Annotated in this window: 22 protein-coding genes; 6 read left to right on the top strand and 16 right to left on the bottom strand. The window is 40.2% G+C overall.

The window, feature by feature from the left end:
• Positions 1-9: 9 nt before the first annotated feature.
• From FQ082_RS04755 to FQ082_RS04735, 5 genes are all read right to left on the bottom strand, one after another.
• The gene (locus tag FQ082_RS04755; RefSeq protein ID WP_149492233.1) at positions 10-1,623 is read right to left on the bottom strand and encodes a flavin monoamine oxidase family protein; all 1,614 of its coding nucleotides are present in this window, start codon (positions 1,621-1,623) and stop codon (positions 10-12) included.
• An 89-nt stretch (positions 1,624-1,712) separates the two neighbouring features.
• On the bottom strand, positions 1,713-3,068 hold the full coding sequence (locus FQ082_RS04750; RefSeq protein ID WP_149492232.1) for a cytochrome c: 1,356 nt from the start codon (positions 3,066-3,068) through the stop codon (positions 1,713-1,715).
• 89 nt (positions 3,069-3,157) lie between these two features.
• Positions 3,158-3,772 (bottom strand): YceI family protein, encoded by a 615-nt coding sequence (locus FQ082_RS04745; protein ID WP_149492231.1) that lies wholly within the window; start codon positions 3,770-3,772, stop codon positions 3,158-3,160.
• Between the two features lie 248 nt (positions 3,773-4,020).
• Positions 4,021-5,217: a benzoate/H(+) symporter BenE gene (gene benE / locus FQ082_RS04740; protein WP_149492230.1), complete on the bottom strand. Its 1,197-nt coding sequence runs from the start codon at positions 5,215-5,217 to the stop codon at positions 4,021-4,023.
• Positions 5,218-5,394: 177 nt separating this feature from the next.
• Positions 5,395-6,375, bottom strand: coding sequence for a YhdH/YhfP family quinone oxidoreductase (locus FQ082_RS04735; RefSeq protein WP_149492229.1), 981 nt, complete (start codon positions 6,373-6,375; stop codon positions 5,395-5,397).
• 227 nt (positions 6,376-6,602) lie between these two features.
• Here FQ082_RS04735 and FQ082_RS04730 point away from each other — a divergent pair, with 227 nt between their 5' ends.
• From FQ082_RS04730 to FQ082_RS04715, 4 genes are all read left to right on the top strand, one after another.
• Positions 6,603-7,409, top strand: a complete 807-nt coding sequence (locus FQ082_RS04730) for an IclR family transcriptional regulator (RefSeq protein ID WP_227500739.1) — start codon at positions 6,603-6,605, stop codon at positions 7,407-7,409.
• A gap of 305 nt (positions 7,410-7,714) precedes the next feature.
• On the top strand, positions 7,715-9,067 hold the full coding sequence (locus tag FQ082_RS04725; RefSeq protein ID WP_149492228.1) for an 8-oxoguanine deaminase: 1,353 nt from the start codon (positions 7,715-7,717) through the stop codon (positions 9,065-9,067).
• Positions 9,068-9,626: 559 nt separating this feature from the next.
• Positions 9,627-10,694 (top strand): DUF475 domain-containing protein, encoded by a 1,068-nt coding sequence (locus FQ082_RS04720; protein ID WP_011513117.1) that lies wholly within the window; start codon positions 9,627-9,629, stop codon positions 10,692-10,694.
• A 186-nt stretch (positions 10,695-10,880) separates the two neighbouring features.
• Positions 10,881-11,405 (top strand): TIGR00645 family protein, encoded by a 525-nt coding sequence (locus tag FQ082_RS04715; RefSeq protein ID WP_011514108.1) that lies wholly within the window; start codon positions 10,881-10,883, stop codon positions 11,403-11,405.
• A 362-nt stretch (positions 11,406-11,767) separates the two neighbouring features.
• Here FQ082_RS04715 and FQ082_RS04710 read toward each other — a convergent pair whose 3' ends face one another.
• The 7 genes from FQ082_RS04710 to FQ082_RS04680 all read right to left on the bottom strand — a co-directional run bounded on the left by FQ082_RS04710 (position 11,768) and on the right by FQ082_RS04680 (position 17,720).
• Entirely contained in the window at positions 11,768-12,115 is a 348-nt protein-coding gene (locus FQ082_RS04710) for a hypothetical protein (RefSeq protein WP_262498154.1), read from the bottom strand.
• A gap of 254 nt (positions 12,116-12,369) precedes the next feature.
• Positions 12,370-12,825, bottom strand: a complete 456-nt coding sequence (locus FQ082_RS04705) for a MerR family transcriptional regulator (protein ID WP_149492226.1) — start codon at positions 12,823-12,825, stop codon at positions 12,370-12,372.
• Between the two features lie 150 nt (positions 12,826-12,975).
• Complete coding sequence (locus FQ082_RS04700) at positions 12,976-13,521, bottom strand: hypothetical protein (protein ID WP_149492225.1); 546 nt, start codon at positions 13,519-13,521, stop codon at positions 12,976-12,978.
• 18 nt (positions 13,522-13,539) lie between these two features.
• Positions 13,540-13,791: a hypothetical protein gene (locus FQ082_RS04695; protein WP_149492224.1), complete on the bottom strand. Its 252-nt coding sequence runs from the start codon at positions 13,789-13,791 to the stop codon at positions 13,540-13,542.
• Between the two features lie 113 nt (positions 13,792-13,904).
• The gene (locus tag FQ082_RS04690; protein ID WP_149492223.1) at positions 13,905-15,308 is read right to left on the bottom strand and encodes a YjiH family protein; all 1,404 of its coding nucleotides are present in this window, start codon (positions 15,306-15,308) and stop codon (positions 13,905-13,907) included.
• Between the two features lie 96 nt (positions 15,309-15,404).
• On the bottom strand, positions 15,405-16,364 hold the full coding sequence (locus FQ082_RS04685) for an arginase (RefSeq protein WP_149492222.1): 960 nt from the start codon (positions 16,362-16,364) through the stop codon (positions 15,405-15,407).
• Positions 16,365-16,613: 249 nt separating this feature from the next.
• Entirely contained in the window at positions 16,614-17,720 is a 1,107-nt protein-coding gene (locus tag FQ082_RS04680; RefSeq protein WP_149492221.1) for an ornithine cyclodeaminase, read from the bottom strand.
• Between the two features lie 168 nt (positions 17,721-17,888).
• Here FQ082_RS04680 and FQ082_RS04675 point away from each other — a divergent pair, with 168 nt between their 5' ends.
• Together FQ082_RS04675 and FQ082_RS13130 are read left to right on the top strand one after the other, a co-directional pair.
• Positions 17,889-18,320, top strand: coding sequence for an Lrp/AsnC family transcriptional regulator (locus tag FQ082_RS04675; RefSeq protein ID WP_149492220.1), 432 nt, complete (start codon positions 17,889-17,891; stop codon positions 18,318-18,320).
• A gap of 166 nt (positions 18,321-18,486) precedes the next feature.
• On the top strand, positions 18,487-18,621 hold the full coding sequence (locus tag FQ082_RS13130; protein ID WP_262498153.1) for a hypothetical protein: 135 nt from the start codon (positions 18,487-18,489) through the stop codon (positions 18,619-18,621).
• 44 nt (positions 18,622-18,665) lie between these two features.
• Here the strand turns inward: FQ082_RS13130 and FQ082_RS04670 are convergent, their stop codons facing one another.
• The 4 genes from FQ082_RS04670 to FQ082_RS04655 are packed head-to-tail and all read right to left on the bottom strand — an operon-like array spanning position 18,666 to position 22,096.
• Complete coding sequence (locus FQ082_RS04670) at positions 18,666-19,340, bottom strand: glycosyltransferase (RefSeq protein WP_149492219.1); 675 nt, start codon at positions 19,338-19,340, stop codon at positions 18,666-18,668.
• A 44-nt stretch (positions 19,341-19,384) separates the two neighbouring features.
• Positions 19,385-20,182 carry a class I SAM-dependent DNA methyltransferase gene (locus FQ082_RS04665; protein ID WP_149492218.1) on the bottom strand — a complete coding sequence of 266 codons (798 nt, stop codon included), beginning with the start codon at positions 20,180-20,182 and terminating at the stop codon, positions 19,385-19,387.
• Entirely contained in the window at positions 20,166-21,026 is an 861-nt protein-coding gene (locus FQ082_RS04660; protein WP_262498152.1) for a PIG-L deacetylase family protein, read from the bottom strand. The genes FQ082_RS04665 and FQ082_RS04660 overlap by 17 nt, the downstream gene beginning before the upstream one ends.
• The gene (locus FQ082_RS04655; RefSeq protein WP_149492217.1) at positions 21,014-22,096 is read right to left on the bottom strand and encodes an acyl-CoA dehydrogenase; all 1,083 of its coding nucleotides are present in this window, start codon (positions 22,094-22,096) and stop codon (positions 21,014-21,016) included. Before FQ082_RS04655 ends, FQ082_RS04660 begins: the two co-directional genes overlap by 13 nt.
• Positions 22,097-22,112: the final 16 nt, after the last annotated feature.

Genomic DNA, 22,112 nt, shown 5'->3' with positions numbered 1-22,112 from the left:
TCACTTCTACTAACCAAGTTTTTTTGCCTTTTGATGTAGTCGCTGAGCGGCATCCATACCAGATAAAATTGCCCCTTCTTGCCATGCTGGGATATGTGAGCAGTGCTCACCTGCTAGTACGATACGGTGGTCAATCGCGCATAGCGTATCGTAGTACTGATCACGGCTTGACTCGCTCCAAATGCCATAGCAACCGAGCGACCATGGAATACGGTGCCAAGCGACGGACGTTCCAGAGCGGAACTCTTTGGTATATTGCGGATGAATATACTTACCATACTGTAGTGCCGCATCAATACGCTCTTTTGGATTCAGCGTATTAAATCGATAAGAGGCTTCTCCAAATCCATACGCGCCGAGTAGCACCCCTGAGCCTGTGGTAAACATATCGTGTGAAGGATAGGATATCTGTGAGATAGGCATATCGGTATAGGTGATACCGCCGTAAATCCATTCGTCTTCTTCCCAAAATCGGCGTTTGAACTCTAAACCTATTTTATAAGAGGTGTCATAAGGTACCGCTGCCATCGCTTGCTTCATCGGCGCTGAGACGTTAATATCAATTTGAGTCAATACGGATAGTGGAATGTTGCAAATACACCAGTCAGCACGCACGGTTTTAGTTTCGCCATCTAGATTGTTACTAATGCTATTACTATCGACATAATCGACAGTGACACCGCTCTCATCTTGATAAATCTTAGTGACTTTGGCGTTGAATGTAATCAACTCTCGGCATTCGCGAGTGAACGCATCACCGATTTTTCCCATACCACCGACAGGCTGAAACATCGCTGGTTGATGGTCATATGTCGTATAGTTGCTATAAATATCTGACCACATCCCTGAATTTAAGAGCTTGTCCATCGGTACCGGTGTTGAGGGTTTGGCATCAGGCATCAAACCGCCACCTGGATAAACACTATAGCCACGATGCTTGCTGGTTTCGTGGCTTTTAACATAGCGATAATTGTTATCAAGGACGCCCCAACCTTTTAATCCTTCTAATAACTTCTCTTTATCCTCTTTATTAACTGTCTTATCAAGGCTACCGGTATTGACTGCTTTAGATAATAGCTCTGAGACATAGCCACGTATGTCGCTTTGCACCTCGCCTAAGCGTTGCGGTGCGCCATTAAAATGGCTGGTACGGTGCAAATAGGCGCGGTCATTGGTTTGGATAAAAGGCTGCAGTGCCACACCGAATTTTTTACAATAATGGAATACCGCATAATGATGAACGGGCAATCGCCATGGTCCCCCATTAAAGTAATTGCCTTTTTTAAAATCGCAAGTCACCTCGCCGCCGCCAAGCTCAGTATATTTATCACCTGCGTTTAGTGTCCAACTGCGACCACCTCCGCGATTTTGAAACTCAAGAACAGTGACTTTATAGCCGGCTTTACGTAGCTCATAAGCAGCGGTGAGTCCGCCCAATCCTGCGCCAAGGATCACAATGCTAGCGCCAGCAGGCGCACCCTTTAAATTCATCTCTTGTTTAAAGCTAGATTCAGAAGCAAACCCTAACGTAGTCATCGCCTGATACATTGCTGTCGCCCCTGCGGTCTTACCGATCATTGATAGCAGTTGCCGGCGTGTGGGCGATTGAAGCATATCATTCATTTTATTATCCTTATTATAGAACCGTCATCCATGTCATCAGGTTGCATTAGGTATTTTTATAGCTGTATCGATAGTGGTGTTAATGGCACTTACTTTAAGATGCGTTTAACGTCAGCAACACTGACATCACTACTTTGTAGACCACCGAAAGTTACCCGCACATAATTGGTAATACTGGCAATCTGCGCATGACTCAACTCTTTAGAGAAGCCGGGCATTTTGGGTGCGGTGTTTAGTGCGCCTTTCGCACCATAAGCAATGACATTGATGAGCGCGTCTGGCTTAATGCGACGAATACTACTCAGTCCTACGATAGAGGCGTAACGAGCATCGGGCTGCGCGTAGCCATCTGCTCCGTGACAGCTAGCACAAGCAGCAAGATATAGCGCTTTTGGTGAGTTATTAGTATTAGAACCAGCATTAGTAGTGGATTTTGCCTGCGCCAGATAGTCTTTTTGCTCAATTAAATCATAGGTAATAGAGCGACTAACCGGATTAGGCAGCCGTGATGTATCTATAGGTATCACGTAATCGTCTGTCTTAATGATAGGGACGACTTTTAGATAAGCAGCCATTGCAATTAAGTCGCTATCGCTTAGATAGCGTGTACTGTGGGCGACGGCTTCAGCCATTGGTCCACCTGCATAAGCCCGTTTTTCGAGCATGCCGGTACGCAAATAAGTGACGATATCACTCTCACTCCAGCGCCCAATGCCGCTGTCATTATCTGGAGTGATATTAGGCGCATACCACTTACCAAGTGGTGCACCGGATAAATACTTGTCTTTATCAAGACCTTGCGTGAGATTGCGCGGTGTGTGACAAGTACCGCAATGTTCCAAATTATTAACCAGATATTCACCACGCTGCTGGGTTTGGGTGAGCCCTGCACGATTTTCGGTAGAAGGTACGTTAATCACATTCCAAGCCAACATTAATGTTCGGATATTCAACGGGAATGGTAGCTTAGTGGTATTTTCAGGTGGCTCCTCTACTGGAGGTACGGTTTGAAAGTAAGCAAATAATGCACTGATATCCGCCTCAGCCATACCATGATAAGACGGATATGGCATCGCAGGATAAAGCTGATGCGTAGGCGCACGACCTTTTTTCAAGGCATTTTTGAAATCAGTCTCAGTATAGTTACCGACACCATAACGTGTAGAGGGCGTGATATTGGTCGAGTAAATATTACCAATAGGGGTTTCAATCGCGACGCCGCCGCTATAGTCCTCGCGATGACACGCCATACAATCAGCAATACGGGCAATGTAGGCGCCGCGATTAACCAAATCACTATTGGCAGGACTGACATTGGGTAAGCTGGTAGCGGGACTGATATTGAATAGGCTCGTCCTATTAGGTAAGCCTGCACTATCAGCCATGACAGCGCTGGAAGCCATACTAAGTGCAAGTGCTGATAACAGCATATAACTTGGTTTCATACTATCCTCACTAGGCTGGCAAAAACTCATTTTTAATCATTTTAGCCATGACTTTATGACATGTTTATTATTTATCGACGCTAAAAAGATTATTGTTTAGCCGCTTCAACTTTTATATTTAAAGTCAGATTTTTAGTCATACCGAACAAGACATATTTTTTGATATTCCACTGAGTACGGTCAATAGTGGCGGTAAAATTGCCTCCGCAGATATTCTTCTTAGCTAGAGCGGTCAGATAGCAATTAAATTTGGTCGCCAATAAGCTAATAGGATGGGTCTGACCGTTTAAGGTTAGCTTGCCATCCACTTGTGTGACCTTTGGGTTTTCTGTGTCAGAGGTAAAATGCCATTTGGTAGATTCAAAATGAGCCAATGGAAACTGTTCCATATTAAAAAAATCAGAGCCCATCAGTTTGAGAGTGAAGCTTTTGTTGCCTGTGTTTAAGGATTTTATGGGGATAATGAGAGAGATGTCGCCAGTTTTTGCGCTCGGATCATACTGGAGTATTCCCGTCACATTATAGAAGCCGCCAGTGGTGGCAGAGGTTTTGAGGTGGTCAATAGCGAAACGTACGTTAGAGGTGTCAGGCTCAATTTTATAGGTGGCGGCAAAGCTACTAACCGTACAACCTACCAGCAATAATAGTGTCCCTAATGGCTTGTAGTAATGCAATAGTACTTTGTCAAATACAAGCTGGCTCATGACAACATTCCTTTGTTGTGTGATCTTACTTATGACACGATTTCTAAGCGTTTACTAGCATTGTTTTATTTGGATGAGTTTTTAAGATTAGTGCTGTGTTTGTTATTGAACTGCCTTACTATATTGATCGAAAACTATCAGAATATGATAACCAAGCGGTTAAATGAATTATAGCAGAGGGTTGGACTCATAATTCCCAACCATAATCACTAAGAATATCTTTCAATCAATCACCTTTTACCAACCAGTTATACCACAACCGGCTTGCTGCTTTTTTTAGTCAATACGTAGTGAGCAATCATACCGATACAAATACCCCAAAACACTGAACTTAATCCCAAAAACTGCATACCGGATGCCGTGGCTAAAAAAGTAATCAGTGCCGATTCTCTTTGACCATCATCTTTCATGGCAATAGTAATATTGGCTGATATAGCACCTATTAGCGCCAGACCAGCTAGAGCGGCGATCAGCTCTTTAGGTAATAAGCTAAATACCAGCACAATACTACTAGCAAACAATCCCCCCAATAAGTAAAAAATACCATTAGCGATACCGGCGACATAACGCTTTTCTTTGAGCTCGTGCGCATCTTTTCCCGTACATAGTGCAGCGGTGATTGCTGCTAATGTAATGGTGATACCTCCTACGCAAGCAACCGCTAGTGAGGCAATGCTAGTGGCCATGACAATAGGTTTCGCCGGCGTGTCATAGCCACTTAAGTTCAAGATAGCCATGCCGGGTAAAAACTGTCCGCTTAAGCTCACGAGAATAAGAGGGATTGCAAGGTTAAACGTTGAATGCCATGACCATTCTGGCCAGATGAGGACGGGGATGGTCATCGTGAAATTGATATCGACAGGGTTCATCTTGCCAAGTAGCAAACTTAAGGTGACGCCACATAATAATACCCAAATCATTGTATAGCGCGGTGACAAGCGCTTGGCCAATAAATAACAGCCCAACATACTAAAAATAATAAATGGCATGGTGTCAGTGGCGACGAATAACCCTAAGCCAAATTGAAATAGGATACCTGCCATCATACCGGCGGCGATACTGTTAGGAATCCACTGTAAAACCTTATCAAAATAGCCAGTCGCGCCGACCATAAAAATAACGATAGCTGAGATAATGTAAGCCGCAACGGCCTCATTAATACTCATCTGTGGAAACAATGTCACGAGCAGCACGGTTCCTGGAGCAGACCAAGCAGTTACTATCGGCGCTTTATATTTGATAGAAAGATAAATACCAGGTATCGCAGTGCCTATCGATATACCCCAAATCCAAGACGCCATCATCGCCTCTGCCACTTGTGCTGCTTGTGCCGCTTGAAAGAAAATAACCAGTGGCCCTGCATAAGCAATGAGTACCGCTAAAAAGCCAGCAACAGACGCTGAAAGTGACCAGTCTTGTTTTAAATCTTGTATTACAGTTACCATCTTACATTCCTAAAAACTCTATAATTTTATCAATTGATCATCTTTAGGATAAATATGACCTCTTATACGAGTCATTACTAGTCGATAAAACTTTATCTATAGAAACTAAGAAACTCTTAATTTTTAAAATTAAGAGTTTCTTACTACATATCATATCGACAAGAAAATAGATGTCCTTTATATTTTCACCACATACCTGCCCACTGACTTTCCCTCTAGCATCAATGTATAGGTGTCTTTGATATCTTCTAGGCCAATCTCGTTAGTGATACTATCTAAAGTAGCTATTTTAAACTCACCAGCCAGTTTGTCCCATGCCGCTTGCTTCTTCTCAAGCTTACATTCAACCGAGTCGATACCTATTAGTCTGACGCCTCTTAAAATAAATGGGAATACATTGGTATTGAGTTCATGTGACGCTGTTAACCCACAGCAAGTAGCAACCCCATCGTATTTTATATATTTTAGGGCATTGGCTAAAATATCACCGCCAACCGTATCGACGACCCCTGCATATCTTTCAACCATAATGGGTTTTTTAGCGTCCTCATTAAAAGTATCTCTAAGGATGACTTCTGACGCGCCAATTTGTTTGAGATAATCAATTTGTTCCTCTTTTCCTGATACGGCAACGACAGTAAAGCCAATTTTATTCAGGATAGAAACCGCTAAAGAACCCACGCCACCAGTAGCACCAGTGACTAAAACCTCACCATCTTCTGGCTTGACACCATTATCTAATAATTCATTAACACTCAAAGCTGCCGTTAATCCTGCCGTACCGAAAGTCATGATTTCTTTATCAGTTATTGTGTCAGGAATACGGGCGACCCATGACGCTGGCACTTTGACAAACTCTGCATGACCGCCATCAGTATTCATACCCAAGTCGTAGCCAGTCACCAATACTTTTTCTCCGACTGCAAAGGCATCAGATGTCGTTTCGTGTACCACTCCCGCCACATCGATACCGGTGATATGCGGGAACTTTCTAGTCACACCCGGATTGCCGACAGAGCTTAAAGCATCCTTATAATTTAATGATGAATAAGTTGTCTTTATGACCACTTCATCTTTATCACCTTCTGGTACAGGAACTTTTTGTATTGCGCAAGAAAACACTCTGTCCGCTACTTTCTCTACTACAAAGGCTTTCATATTTATTCCTTACATATTCTTAGGACTACAAAACCTCAATATTCGTAACGAGAGGATTGTTCGCCTTTAATCACTTAAATTAGAAGTTAGCATGTCACCAATATATTTTTTATGCTGTATTATTCTTCATATATCGATAGATAAATTATCGTTATGTAAAATAACATAATTGATTTATCATAACAAGATGTAAATGCTCAAGCCTTCTCGTTATAATTGACGTAGCTATGCGGCGTTGTGTCGCTAAGGATATGAATCAAACCATGAATAATGCTAAAAAAAAAGGCTCAAGCGTTGAGCGTGTTTTGAAGATAGTTGAAATGTTAGCCAAGTCTCAAAGACCTATGAGTGTCAGCGACCTAGCAGAAGCGTTAGACATACCGATACCAAGTATGTATCGGCTGCTAGAACAATTACAGAATCTCGGATTCGTCCAATTAGATCTGCCTGGAAAAGTAACCTGCGGAAAACGAACTTATCAGCTAGCCATAGATTTATGGCAAAACAATCATTTCAAAACTGAAAGGCTGGCAATCTTGCAACAGCTTTCGGCACAAATAGGAGAAACGGTAGGCATTGCGATTATGCAAGATTTAGACGTGGTTTACGTCGATCGCGTATTGTCTGATTGGCCCCTTCAAATATACTTACCTGCGGGTTCTCATATTCCAGTTTGGGCAAGTGCCAGTGGTAAGTTACTTCTAGCACAACTACCTACAGATAAGTGCGAACGTATTATTGATAAAATGTCGATACATGCCTTGACCACCAATACACAGACCGATAAAAATCAGCTACTGAAGACCATCGCTAAAACGCGTGATACTCAAATAGGGATAGATAACGAAGAGTTTATTCCAGGCATGGTCGCCTGTGCGGTACTCATTCCAAATGGTGAGCAACAAGCATTTGCCACCGTATTTACTCATGGTCCCACTGTCAAAAAGTCTTTGGAAGAATTATTAAGCCATGTACCTCTTTTGCAGGAAGCTGCAAATGAGCTGTCTGTTGTTTTTAATCAAGACTCTCTATAGTCATTTGTCCAATTAGGTCACTAGCAAAACACCATAGCCGTTTTTTTCTTCTTGATTAATAGGGTATAGATCATAAGTAACATAGCTCAAGCAGAACACAAGTTACTTAATAATTGACAACACGGTTGTTTTTTGCCAAGATATTTATGAACAATGATTTGGAGGCGATCATTAAATAGCCGTGATTTTAAATCAACTACTATTCACACCTTTCCGGTTTGTGTGTTAGTAGCTCCTACATCCGGGTTTAAGCGATTAAGATTTTTCTTAATCTTTTCTAAACCTGATGACTAATAGGAGTCACTATGCAGGTTAAATCTCAAAGAACTTGGATCAAAAACCCCCTCTACTGTTTAGACCCCGCTTATGCTGGCGGTATCGTTATTCAAAATGATCTTATTGTCGAATTAATAAGGGCTGGTGAACAACCCTTACAATCGGTTGATGAGGTAGTGGATGCTCATGAACACGTTCTTATACCCGGCTTAATCAATAGCCACCATCACTTTTATCAGACATTGACCCGTGCTTTTCCTGCCGCGTTAAACAAAAATCTCTTCCCTTGGTTACAAAGTCTTTATCCCGTTTGGGCCAGACTAACCCCTGAAATGATAGCAACATCTACCCAAATAGCGCTTTGCGAATTACTACTCTCTGGTTGTACTACAGCCAGTGATCATCATTATTTATTTCCTAATGGTTTAGAGCATGCTATTGATATTCAAGTAGAGCAGGCAACCAAACTAGGTATCCGCGTTCACCTTACCCGTGGCTCAATGAGCTTAGGTGAAGATCAGGGCGGCCTGCCTCCTCGAACCACGATTCAAACAGATCGCGAAATTTTAGATGATAGCCAGCGATTGATTAAAGCCTATCACCAATATAAAGATGGCGCGATGACCCGCATAGCACTAGCCCCCTGCTCCCCATTTTCTGTTAGTGAAAAACTCATGCGAGCAACGGCTGATTTAGCCCAAGAGCTTGATGTCAGATTACATACCCATTTGGCCGAAACCCATGATGAAACAGACTTTTGTATAAAAATGTTTGGCGTGCGTCCCGTTGATTACCTTGAGCGCGTTGGTTGGTTAAATAATCGTACGTGGCTTGCACACGGTATTCACTTTAACGATGAAGAAATAGCACGATTGGGTAAAGCGAATGTAGGTATTGCCCACTGCCCTTCATCAAATATGTTATTAGCATCAGGACAATGCCCTACTATTGCCCTACAAGAGGCGGGTTGCCCTGTCGGTCTTGGTGTTGATGGGTCCGCGTCAAATGACGGCTCGAACATGATTGGTGAAGTCCGCCAAGCATTATTGTTACAACGCTTGCGCTATGGTGCTAAGGAAATAACCCATCAAAAAGCGTTTGAATGGGCAACTATAGGCTCGGCAGGATGTTTAGGTCGTGATGATATTGGCAAAATAGCGGTCGGTAAACAAGCTGATATAGCCCTATTTAAACTTGATGAAATACGCTTTGCGGGCGCAGGCTCTCCTGTTGCAGCAATACTACTTTGTGGTGCAACCAAAGCCGATAAGGTAATGGTTGCCGGTAAATGGCGTGTATTAGAGGGTCAAATAGTCGGTGTCGATATGAATCAATTGATGGCGAAACAAATTACGCTAGCAGCGAATTTAGCCCGTGCTTAAAAATATGTGAATATAAACTATATTGATGGAAATAATAGTGGCTCCCTAATTATGATTCAAATATTCTGGTATGCGGTATAGATAGTAATATTAGATTCACTAAAATATAGAGAACCTGATATTACTATAGTCAATCCACTATAAATCAAACAAAGTGCTACTGGGATAAGTTTTGCGCCGCCTCTGTCTGCGCAGGCACAGTAAGCAAGAAAAATTTATACCAGTAGCGCGTTATAATATTTGTACTTATTTTATTTAGGACTGACTATAGAAGTATTTCAAGCCCTTGACTTAAGACAATCAAATTTTAGTGCTTTTCTAATGAAGTCATCTTTTATTGGCATAATAATTTTAGATAACGTACAAGATATTTTTTGACGCCAAACCATAAAATGTTATATATAACAAACACGTTCACAATTTTATATAGAAGATTCTTTAAGAATACTTTATATTTCATTAAAAATCACACATGGAAAAGTGGCTAGCGATAGCCACTTTTTTTATGCTGCGTCTATAATAGACAACCTTAGCTTTACGCAACCAGACAGGATGTGTCATGAGACATTTTTATTTAGACTTCATCTTCACAGCTATCGCATTGATGGTAGCTGCATGGTGGGGATATTCACATGGCGGTATGGGCGGTTTGATAACTACCCTTTCTATTACTGCTATTTTGGCCGTCATGGAGATTTCATTATCCTTTGATAATGCGGTGGTCAACGCCTCAGTCCTTAAAGGCTGGGACGAGTTTTGGAAAAAGATATTTTTAACCGTTGGTATTTTAATTGCTGTATTCGGTATGCGCTTGGTATTCCCAATTGTCATCGTTGCGGTTACCGCAGATCTTGGCATGATGCAAGTGATAGATTTGGCATTGAATGATCCTAAAGAATACTCGGCAAGACTGATGGCACACCATGCTGAAATCTCAGCCTTTGGTGGTATCTTCTTACTATTGGTGTTCTTAAACTTCATCTTTGATGATAAAGAAGTGCATTGGTTTAACTGGCTTGAGAGCCGTCTGGCGAAGCTTGGCAAAGTCGATGCCATGAGCGTGTTTGTCGCTCTAATTGTCCTGATGTTTGCTGTATCTTGGGCCAGTGCGGAGCAAGCTTCTGCCGTACTGATTGCGGGTGTTTGGGGTATCTTGGTTTATCTTGGTGTCCAAGTTATCTCTGGTATGCTCGAGGGTGACCTTGAGGAAGACTTAGAAAATGAAGAGAAGGGTTCAGGTGCCGCAGCGACCAGCGCGATTATGAAGGGCGGTATTATCGGTTTCTTATACTTAGAAGTTCTTGATGCTTCATTCAGTTTCGATGGTGTGATTGGCGCATTTGCAATCACCAATGACGTTATTGTAATTATGTTAGGTCTGGCGATTGGTGCCATGTTTGTGCGTTCAATGACTATTTTCTTGGTAGACAAAGGCACACTTGATGAGTTCATCTATCTAGAACATGGTGCGCATTATGCCATTGGTGCTTTGGCAATTATTATGCTGCTATCAGTGAAATTCCATGTACCAGAGATTATTACTGGTTTGATTGGTATTGCCTTTATCGGTTGGGCATTGCTTGCTTCACTTAAGCATCGCAAGCAACAAGCGAAGGCGATTACTTAGTGTTGATTTTAGCTTACGTTTAAACGCTACGTTCAAATTAAGAAAAAGCGCTTTGGTAGAAAATCGTAGTCATGACAGGTTATATCAAGCGATTGGTATGACCTGTCTTCTGTCACGAATCACTTTCTATTGCCTAAGACAAGCATCTTACTTTATAACGCATATTCCCAAAAACAAGAGATATACATGATAAAGAAAGCTGAACAAACATTAGAGAAAACCATATTTAATAGTCGTTGGCTACTAGCCCCATTTTATTTGGGGCTAGTGATCGGTATTATTTTACTATTTATCAAGTTTTTCCAAGAACTATGGCACATGATTACCCATGTGTTTACTGCTTCTGAAGCCGATGTCATCGTCGGAACGTTGGCTCTTATTGACATGTCACTGGTCGCAAGCTTATTACTCATCATCATATTTAGTGGCTATGAGATCTTTGTCTCAAAAATTGATACAGGTGATCATGAAGATCGTCCTGAATGGATGGGAAAAATCGATTTTTCTGGTCTGAAACTTAAAGTAATCGGTGCCATCGTTGCCATTTCTGCCATTGATCTTCTCAAATCATTTATGGATATACCCAAAGAGATGAGCGATGCTGATGCTGATGTATTGATGTGGAAAGTGATTATCCATATGACGTTTGTATTATCTGGCTTGTTGTTTGCTTTGATGGATAAGATTGTTGGTGATACTAAAAAGCACTAAAAAATCTTTCAGTACAAAGTGTAGTGACATAATATATGGCACAGTTTTCAGAAAATCCACCCGTACAAGCAATGAGTCTTGTTGTAACGGGTATGCCTGTCGGTAGCCCCAGTATGGAGTATAAAGATAAGTTTGAACCGTATTAGAGTATGCAGCTTACTAAGGATGGCACCACCTAAGTCTACGCAGATATCGACTCGGTTCAGGAGAAATTATAGTCGGGTAAATATTTTTCCTATTGTCTGAATCTAATCGCTATAAACCAAAAGTATCTATTCAATTAACTGGTTAATTGAATAGATACTGATCAGAGGTCTTACTCTTTTTATATATAGACTTTATAGCTGTGAATGCCATAATCTTCAACTGGTAATTTTACGAACCAATAAAGTAAGTTTGTCTTTACCATTGTTAACTGTAGCTTCCTTATCATAGGCGACGGTCGTTTCATGTTCCGCAACATCATCACCAACTTTAAGAGCCGTAACGACTTTAGCAGTATGTTCATTATATGGCTTTACTGTCAGGTTATACTGAAACTCAGTGTCAACAGCGATCGATGCCATCTCTTCAGCATTTACAAGCATCACAGGTGAAGCAATTAACTCACCGTCTTTAAATACAGAGGTAGAAACTTTATAAGCATCAGCAGCAAAGCATGATCCTGACGCCAACACGGTAGCTACTAACAAACCTAATTTTACTTGCATCTTAATTTCCTTATCTATAATCAATGTAACTATTCGACAATATTTATAGCCAACTAAAAATCTGATATTTCATGCATTCTATAACGGAAGCGCTATACGTTGAAAGTGACACATTACTTATGTAGCGCAGTCGCTGTCTCTTTTAGCTAAGCAACTGCTTCACTTAGTTAGTTTCTATAGGTTTGACATACATCTGCAGGTATTCACGAAAAAAACAGTCAGTCTTCAAGTTTGTGAAGTTCGGCAAACTTGAATTAAGACGGCGTATCATTTGGCAGTAGCTCCGCTATTCGTTTTTGCCATTCATCTTTAGAAAGAAGCGTATTATTATTTGATTTCATTTCTTCTAATACCCTATAACGAGTAGTAAGCTGATTAATGACGTTGGTAAGAGTCGCTTGTTCGCTTTTCGCTTGAGCAAGCTTTTCGGAAACGGCAAGCATTCGTTTATCAATACTGAAATTGCCATCGTAATAATCATTAAGACCATTCTTAATTTCATTGAGACTAAAACCGACAGCTTTTATGTTTTTAATTATTTCGATACGCTCAATACATTCAGGATGAAACTCTGTATATAATCGTGACCCTGCCTGACGCTTACGAGATCTCAGCAATCCCAATTCATCGTAATGGCGAATAGTATCTTTAGTCGTATTGGCTTGTTTTGCCAATGCCCCTATCAATAAAAAGGCTCGATCAGATTTCATATAATAATCTCGAAAAGGTACGTTTGTCTTATTTTAGACAAGTATACCTCAATGAAACCAGTGTAAACCGACTTCTTCTATTCAAAGTTATTTGCCATAACATTTCTCATGGAAAGAAGTGCGGTTCACGAACCACGTCATGGTATTCCTCTATGTAATTTCATAACCATTTTCAATTAATACTTTATAGATTTCTAGAACCTCATCTAGAATCTTTGTAGCCATAGTGTCATCTTTCATCATTTGCCACGGTTTACTAGAGCTTCTCCAATCGAAAGGCTCAAACTTGTCCTTAGCTGGCCACCAGCTAGAACTTTCAAACTGCTTATTTTTAATATTTTCGTTTAGTAATCTGTTTATTTTACTTTTATGTTTACTTGCAAATTCAGAATGTCTGAATTTCCCTAAAAATCTTACGCCTAAACTTGGTTTATTATAATAATCTTGAAATTCAAAACAAATAATTCCAATATTTTCTATATTTCCGAAGCTAAATTTTTCATACTTATTATCTACTTTCATATTTCTTAGAATAATTTTTTGAGGATAATTTTTAGCATTTAGGTATAAATCTAATTTAAGCTTTCCGACAAAATCTTTTTTCATTTTTTCAACATTATTATGGAAAGCCAGGCTAGCCTCTATAGTATTCTTATTTCGGCTCATAATTGCTAAAGCTGTTTTACACTCATTCATATCCCCAACCTCCGTAAACTATTTTTTCTTGATACTTGTCTGTGAGGTAATATTGATGTTCTTAGAGACCGCATCCTTGCGCATATGGTTACCCATTCTTTTTGGGCTGATAATGCTAAAGCTGTCCAAATTATTTTGCCATAGAGCGTTGTATACATTACAGACTGCTCTATTAAGCAAAACGATGTCTTGGCGCGGATAATAGCGACCAAACTTATGCAGTTGTAGTTGGTCAGATACCTGTTGCACGATGTATGATTGACTTTGCAAAACGACGATCTTGTGAGTAGCTTGATATTGATAGCAAAAGACCACCTTGATAAGTGATCTTTTGCTGCTGATTTTTTTCAGATATAGTGCATTCAGTTTTCATGAAACCCAATTTAAAAAATCATATGCGCACATAATGCAATAATTGGTAATGAAATAATGGTTCTTAATAGAAAAATTATTAATAACTGAAAAAAGCTTACTGGAATTTTGGTTCCTAAAATCAACCCACCTACTTCTGACATATAGATCAATTGAGAAACTGACAAACAAGCGATGACAAATCGAGTTAACTCTGATTCTATTGAAGAACCGATAATAGCCGGTAAAAACATATCTGCAAAACCTACCATAATGGTTTTTGACATTTCTACCGCAAAAGGTATATTCAATAACTCTAAGAATGGAATAAACGGCATACCTAGATAATCAAATATAGGGGTTTCTTCTGCAACGATTAAGCCCATAGTCCCGATTGCCATAACGACGGGTAATATTCCGATCCACATATCTAAAATATTCTTTAACCCATCCTTTAAGAAGGTAGAAAAACTTGGACTCTTCTCTGCTCTGTGAACGGCTTTATGCAAACTGTGCGTAAATAACGTTTTTCCTTCAGGAATAGTTTCATGATCTCTATCACTATTTTCTACTACATACGTATCTTCAATTCTAGATAAAGGCAATAACCTTGGTACTATCAAGGCACAAACGATCCCGCATAAAGCAACCACCCCAATCATATTGAGAAAGTAGCTTTCTAGCTTAACCTGAGAGATGACAACCAAACAGAATGTAATCGATACTGCTGAAAAGCTTGTCGCAATAACGGCTGCTTCTTTTTTAGTATAAAATCCGCCTTCCAATTGTTTATCGGTCAATAATACACCAATAGTGCCATCACCCAACCATGATGTTAGACAATCTACAGAGGACCTACCGGGCAAACCAAATAGAGGTCTCATTACTTTACTTAATAAAACACCAAAAAACTCTAATAAGCCAAAATCAAGTAGTAGTGGCAGCAATAATCCAGCTAAGAAAAATACAATAAAAAGTATTGGCATTAATTCATATAATATTAAGCCTCCAATATTATCTGAATATATTGCCTCAAACCCAAATTTAAAATAGGTAACGGCAACAAAGAACGCACCAAGCATTCTAATAATAAGCCAAGGTGTTGTAACGTTCAGTAAGTTATTCAAAAATGCATTATTTAAAATCACTGAAGGCTTCATGATTTTAGTATATAGCGTACAACACAGTGTAATCATAATAGAGATTACAACAAATAATGGCAAAAGGTCACCCATATACCCCTGTATATAATCCTTTAACACAGAGATAGGAATGGTAAACCCTTCTGCATATGATACAAATTTACCATCTACATAGGGAATTGGAAATACAAAGAGCATCAAACCTATTATAGAGGGTATAAAGAATTTTAAAAATTGTTTGATATTGATACTGCTAACATCTTGACTTGAAGAACTAGATTTAATAATGTCCATATTATTGTTACTCGCAGTCCATTTTTTAACTAGCCTAAAAATATTCGCAATCAATATATTTAGGCTAGATGCTTTAACTCATTTTAATATTTAATATTAGTAATTCTTTAAAAGGGACTGCGTCACTTTTTCTAAAATTTTAAATATTCTGGTCGAGTCATCTTTTGAATTATTATACAAAGGATTGATTTCTGCCATTTCCCAACAGCATACTTTCTTATTTTTGATTAGCTCTATATTAAGTTGCATTGCTTGTTCGTATGACAGGCCATTCATTGCAGGCGTACCGGTTCCTGGCACATACAAAGGGTCAACGCTATCAACATCAAATGAGACATAAATATGATCACAGTATTCTAATTTTTTGAAAATTTCCTCTACTGTGGAACTGATGCCTTTTTGAGTGATTTCAGCAACGCTATATAAAGGGATCTTGTGTCTTCTAATTAAATCCATCTCTTCTTCTTGATAATCTCTAACGGCACAAAAGACCACATTTTCTGGCTTGATTGAGGGTTCGCTTGATGCCATGAACTTTAATTTTTCCCAATACTCTTTTTCTTTTTCAGAAAGCTCATTGCGCTGGCATTCTAGATTGTCAATGGCACAAGCCATCGCCAAAGGCATACCATGCATATTTCCTGATCCACTGGTGTATGGTGAATGAAAATCAGCGTGTGCGTCTATATAGACCACACCAATTTCAGCATCAGGATGCGCCATTTTTAGGCCATGCATTGTTCCTGCGCAGCTAGAATGATCTCCAGCTAAGACAATTGGGAATTTATTCTCATTTCTTATATCTTTTATTTTATGTGCTAACTTAGAGATAATCGGTTCAATCACATCAGCATATTTTGCATGCGCAAATTGTGATTCCCCTTCACTGTTGCTATCATCCTCAATACTGTCGAATTGCAATTTTTCAAAATAATCTGCATTAAGCTCTTTTGATGACGCTTTTAATGCATCAATGCCTAGAGAGGCGCCTTTTTTATATCCTGCGATATCTGAATAAACTTCTACTATTCTTATATTTTTCATCATATCAGTCATGATTTTGTCTCTATTAAATAAAATAATTTTTACATCAGTTAGATTAAATTCGTTTTTATATATTAAAGCTCTTGAAAATTAGTAGATATATTTAAAACAATAAACATATCCATAACTATCCAAGAGCCTTGCTAAATATAGATAAAATTTAAAAAAATGATGCAGATTTTAAACGCTACACAAAATGAGAAGTGCTTATCATTTTTTTGTGCTAATTACTGTTGTATCAATAGCGATTGTATTAATCACTTACGACATAGCCGCAGCCACCGATTCAGCTTCATTCGTCACTATGCTGCGATCTTTGCTATGTTCTTTCACTACTGAATATAGGTTTTTAGGGTCAGCTTGCTGAGGGATCATATCTAAAATCTCATACCCTCCCTGCTTTTTGATTAAGTCACGCAAAAATACCAACGCTGTAAAGTCTTCTGAGGCAAACCCAACGCCATCGAACACGACTAGATCATCATCTGACGTTCGAGCTTGCACTTCACCTTTGAGGATGCGATGAAACTCAGTAACAGGGAAGTCGCTTGATAGATTTTGGATTTCCCCCTCAATGCGTGTCTGAGGCTCAAACTCCACAATCACATGATCTGCGCGCATTAATATATTTTTATCCAGCTCTGTCTTACCAGGACAATCACCGCCTATCGCATTGATATAAACACCTTTTTTGATTATATCGTCGCGTAAAATAGTGGCGTTGGTTTTGTCAGCCGTACAGGTAGTAATAATCTCTGCACCTAAAACAGCTTCTTCTAACGTGCGACAAACAATAATGTTCAAACCTGAGTCTGAAAGGTTATCAGCCGTTTTCTGCGAGGCCGCTGGATCAACATCATACAAACGAACTTCAGAAATACCCATGATGGCTTTCATACCCAATGCTTGAAATTCAGACTGAGCGCCGTTTCCTATTAACGCCAGTTTTGTAACGCCTTTTGGCGCACAATGTTTGGCCAACATAGCTGATGTGGCAGCCGTACGTAATGCCGTCAGGATACACATCTCTGTCAGCAAAATAGGATAGCCATTTTCGACGTCAGACAATATACCCATCGCCGCTACGGTCTGCAAGTTTCGTTTGGTATTGATTGGATGACCATTGACATATTTGCAAGCAAACATCTCTCCATCGCTTACTGGCATCAACTCAATGACACCGTCTTTGGAATGCGAAGCAAAGCGAGAAGATTTTTCAAACTGATCCCAACGAATAAAATCTTGCTCTAAAGCATCCACTAGATCTGTAATACATTGCTCAACGCCATAATCATGAATCATTTTAGCCATCGCTTGTACACTAACGAATGGCACGCCTTCCTTGGGTGATACGATAAATTTAGACATTAATGCTGTTCCTTTTCATGAATATTGTTTGTTGAACCGACAATTAATATCCTACCAACTATAATTGTCAGTTAAAATGTCAATAAGTTATTAAATATGGACGTATTTTTGACATATTGTTAAGTACTACTTAGCATAATGTCAAAATTCAATGAAGGAAGCGTTTTTATGGCGTATTACACTTATGATTCTTTAGATAGCGAACTGATATCTGAACTTCGACAAGATGGTCGAGCAACCATCTCAAACCTTGCTAAAAAACTCAAAGTCTCTCGTGCCACTATCCAAAACAGATTGGATAGACTGATGCATAACGGCGCTATTTTAGGATTTACGATTCGAGTGCATGAGGCACTAGACAAAGAAACCGTCAAAGCAATGATGATGATTGAAGTAACAGGAAAGTCTACGTCACAAGTGATTAGGAAACTGCGGGGTATCCCGCAACTGATTAAGCTACATACGACCAATGGGGCGTGGGACTTGGTAGGAGAGATACACACCACAAGCTTGAGAGAATTTGATGAAGTGCTACGTCAAGTCAGAGAAATTGACGGCATTCTGAATAGTGAAACCAGTGTTCTGCTTTCGAGTTTGTAATATAACTATACCCAGAAAAATATGTTCAGCGCAGCCTAATGTTCAATTCCCTAGTGAGGACTTGAATCTTAGGCTGTAGGCTAAGGGTATCAATGGTTTGATATAGTGGCATAATAAAACTGGACAGCTTCTAAGAGGTTAGATAAACCCAAAGAAGGAAAATAGTATGACCAACAAACGCGACCAATATATCCAAGAATTCAAACTTAAAGCTATCAGCTTAGTGGTTGATCACCAACGTAAAATACCCGATGTAGCAAACTCACTTGGTATTGGCAGATCAACTGTAGTGGTCAAATAATTTAGGACACCTAACCACTACAGTACAGTCTCATATTGCATATCTTAATGTAGATTGTTTTGTTCTAAATGGGTTAGAAATGCTGCAAAACCTTCGGTTGCTCGAGCCTGTAGTCGGCTACTGGTCATTACACGGACACGATTGCTCCAAGTGATGGCATAGCTTTGAACTTCAAATCTACTGACCAAGTCCACATCCTCATGACAAGGTATAGATGCAAAGCCGCCAACAGCCAGATAAGCCTCACTACTAAAACTTAAATTTGCTCCATGAATATGATGGTGTCCCATTTTATCTTGGTAATGAGCGATATAATCCTTTCGAGTTTGCGGTGTTAACCGTGACCAACTGTCAACTTGCACTACGCCGCAAATCATATCTGTCGGCTGGTGGCTAATATGTTCAATCTGCTGTGCCAACCAATCCACAGTTACCACGGAGTCAGCATCTGTACAGGCAATCCATGTGGCACCATTTGTGATTGTATGACGAATACCAATATCTCTCACCCTTCCCACACATTGATAGTCACAGCATAAGTAATCAATACCAGCGGCTTTGACGATGGACTGCGTATTATCAGTACAGCTATCCAACACCACTAGCGGATACGCTTTAATCGTTGAGGGCAATTGCTCGATAGCGGTCCGTACTGATGCCAAGCATTTAGCGATGGTCATTGCCTCATTATGAGCGGGAATCACAATGCCAATTTTCATAGCCTATTCACCTCTCTACTCAGTTTTTTAAAACTTACACTCTGTTATATCAAGTTTTCTTGCATGGCTACCGAGCTTGGAGAACGTTGCCAAACGTCTAATAAGAAATCATTGTCTATCACTTGGCTTTGATGATTGAATGCAACCTGATGCTTCTCATTATTTGCAAAGTTAAAGGCATGGTGCAGGCGCTGATGTACAGTTTCACCTGTCATAGCAAAGCCATCAATAGCATAGCGCCAATGACAGCATAGCAACGTACCACCTATAGCAAGGTTTTGCTGAGTCCAAGCGATCACTGTATCAATATCATTGGGTGATAAATAATATAAAATCTCACTAATGACAATTAAATCAAAGGCTGGCTCTATAGTAGGCGTATCGTTTGATAAAGGAGAAGCCTCTATGATTGCCTCCTTTAAATTTAATAATCTATTAGGAACCACACCTTGAATAACCTTAACATGAGACAATTCTGCCAAGCGCTCTTTCGCAAGTTGCACTGCCCGTTCATTACCATCGATACTCACTAATGCCCGACAACGTTGAGCTAATAACTCACTAAGTATGCCGTTTCCGCAGCCCAGTTCAATGGCATTGTCATATTGAGATTGGGGCAGTATTGCTAGACAAATATCACGTTTTCGTTTTTCATACCAGCGAGTTTGATACTGCCATGGATCCGTGTTGTCATTATATAATGCGTCAAAATACGATTCTGAATAAGCAGATGATTGGCGCTTAGTAGCAGGATTATCATCTAAGACAGTTTTATCATAATCTAAAATATCAACTAAATTATCGGCATTCATTAATGGCTTAGGTTCAGAGGTGTGATTCATATAAATAAACCTCCCAAGGTTGGCTGATTCTAGCGATCGTTTGCGCGGATAAAATTGGCGGATTGCCCGTGCTGTCATCAGCAGTGATTTGACTTTCAAAGCAGGCTATAGCCTTTATTTTACGCTGTAGCTGCTCAGTGGTTAAGTCGACTCTTTTGGCACAGTGCCAAGGGATACGGCTATCCGCAGGTTTTGCCCAATGCCATGCCCAAATCAACACTTGATAACAGGATAAATGATGCTGCTTGGCAAATGAGACAACCACTTGTCCAGTTGCTTCATGGTCAGGATGCCCGTCGTGCATAAAAGGCGTTATTAAAATATCGTTAGGTTGAATAATGGTGGATAGTTTCTGGTGAAACTGATCTTGTTGGGCAAAGACATTACCATCTGTTAAGTCTAAAGCAATAGTCATAACTTGATGGGCCACACTCAATACTTCTAGCGCTTTAATACTTTCTTGTGGACGGATGATATTAAGCTTTTCTTGAGAATAAACGTGCGAGTTTGGATGACTTTGCGTGCCATTAGTCACGTGAATAAGAACGATAGGATTGCCATTCGCCGCCAGTTGTTGCAACAGACCGCCACAGCCTAGCACTTCATCATCAGGATGCGGGGCGAAGATACAGACACGCTGATGCGGGGCAAAGCTTTTTGCAATATCAAATCGAGGCATGTCTTGCAGTCCTGACCAGTTTTTCCAAGCATCTTGACTGGTACCATCACCTTTAATAACACGGTCACCTACAATCGGATGGTTGCCTTCAGGAAAAGCAACATGGGTAGCAGCATTATCTTTGGTGGCAGGTTCTACAGCCTTATTAGATATTATAGTTGCCATATATTGTCCTGCCCATCAGTTAAGTCATTGGCTAAAATACCAGTTAATTCGCCGATTTTCTGTAAGTCAAAAGCGCCATGACTTTGGCGAATAAACACGGGCAAATCGGCTGACAATCTTGCAAAATGGGCATTGCGACAAAATGGTGCTGCTCCCAATGCCTGCCCGACAACCTCCATTACTTGGCGAGCAACTTTCTCAACTTGTAATCTTAGCTGGCGTATGGCAAGTTCATGACTCAGCTGTGGCTGGCTATCTATTAAACCAGCAACATAATGAAAATACTGCTGAGTGACTGCCAATGCCGTACTAATTTGACCCAAATACATGGCTTTATAATTGTTTGGTTTTTGCTGATAGGCGTTGATTAAGTAGCTTGATAGGTAAGCGGTTGCCCCGTACCAGCAAGCAGCAACACCTCCCGCTCCATGCCAAAATCCCACACGTTCTAGATAAGCATTGGCTGTCCCAACTTGGGTGGCCGATACTTCATGGAACTTTAATGTTGCTGTATCAGTGGCTTGCATCCCTACCGCCTGCCATTCCTCATTATCAATTTCAATGCCAGTTTGACTCATATCTACGACAAGCAATTGCGCGTGACCATTAGCATCACGATACGTTATGAGTCCATGATCTACCATATTGGCCCCTGAGCACCACGCTTTGGTACCACTGACTTTTCCTTGCTCATAACGTATAGGATTACCTTCTGCCGCCCAAACAGCCCATAACCCTTGATCTGCTTTACCATAGCCCACCTCGTATAAAATGCTCAGAGCATCCAAGTGCGACTCAAACCATTTTGCAATCGTTAAATCAACACCTGCTACATAAGCCAAAATTTGCCAACGGATCAATGTGCTTGATATTGCACCATTTACATTGGTAGCACCACTTGCCGGATGCGGGACTTTCTCGCTATAGGTGATTAAGGCTTTTAGAATGTCATGACGTAATGCATCAGTTAAGCCAAGCGTCCTAATGGTTTGATTATCAGTACGTATGATATTGTCTATACTGGCTTTAATCTCTGATAATAAAGGATTTTTTGCATCTAACGGTAGCATAAAGGTCTCCTAATCG

This window comes from Psychrobacter sp. ANT_H56B, from assembly GCF_008369245.1.
Classification (GTDB): domain Bacteria; phylum Pseudomonadota; class Gammaproteobacteria; order Pseudomonadales; family Moraxellaceae; genus Psychrobacter; species Psychrobacter cryohalolentis.
Note: the sequence above shows the minus strand (reverse complement) of the source record. Positions and strands in the feature narration are given on the sequence as shown.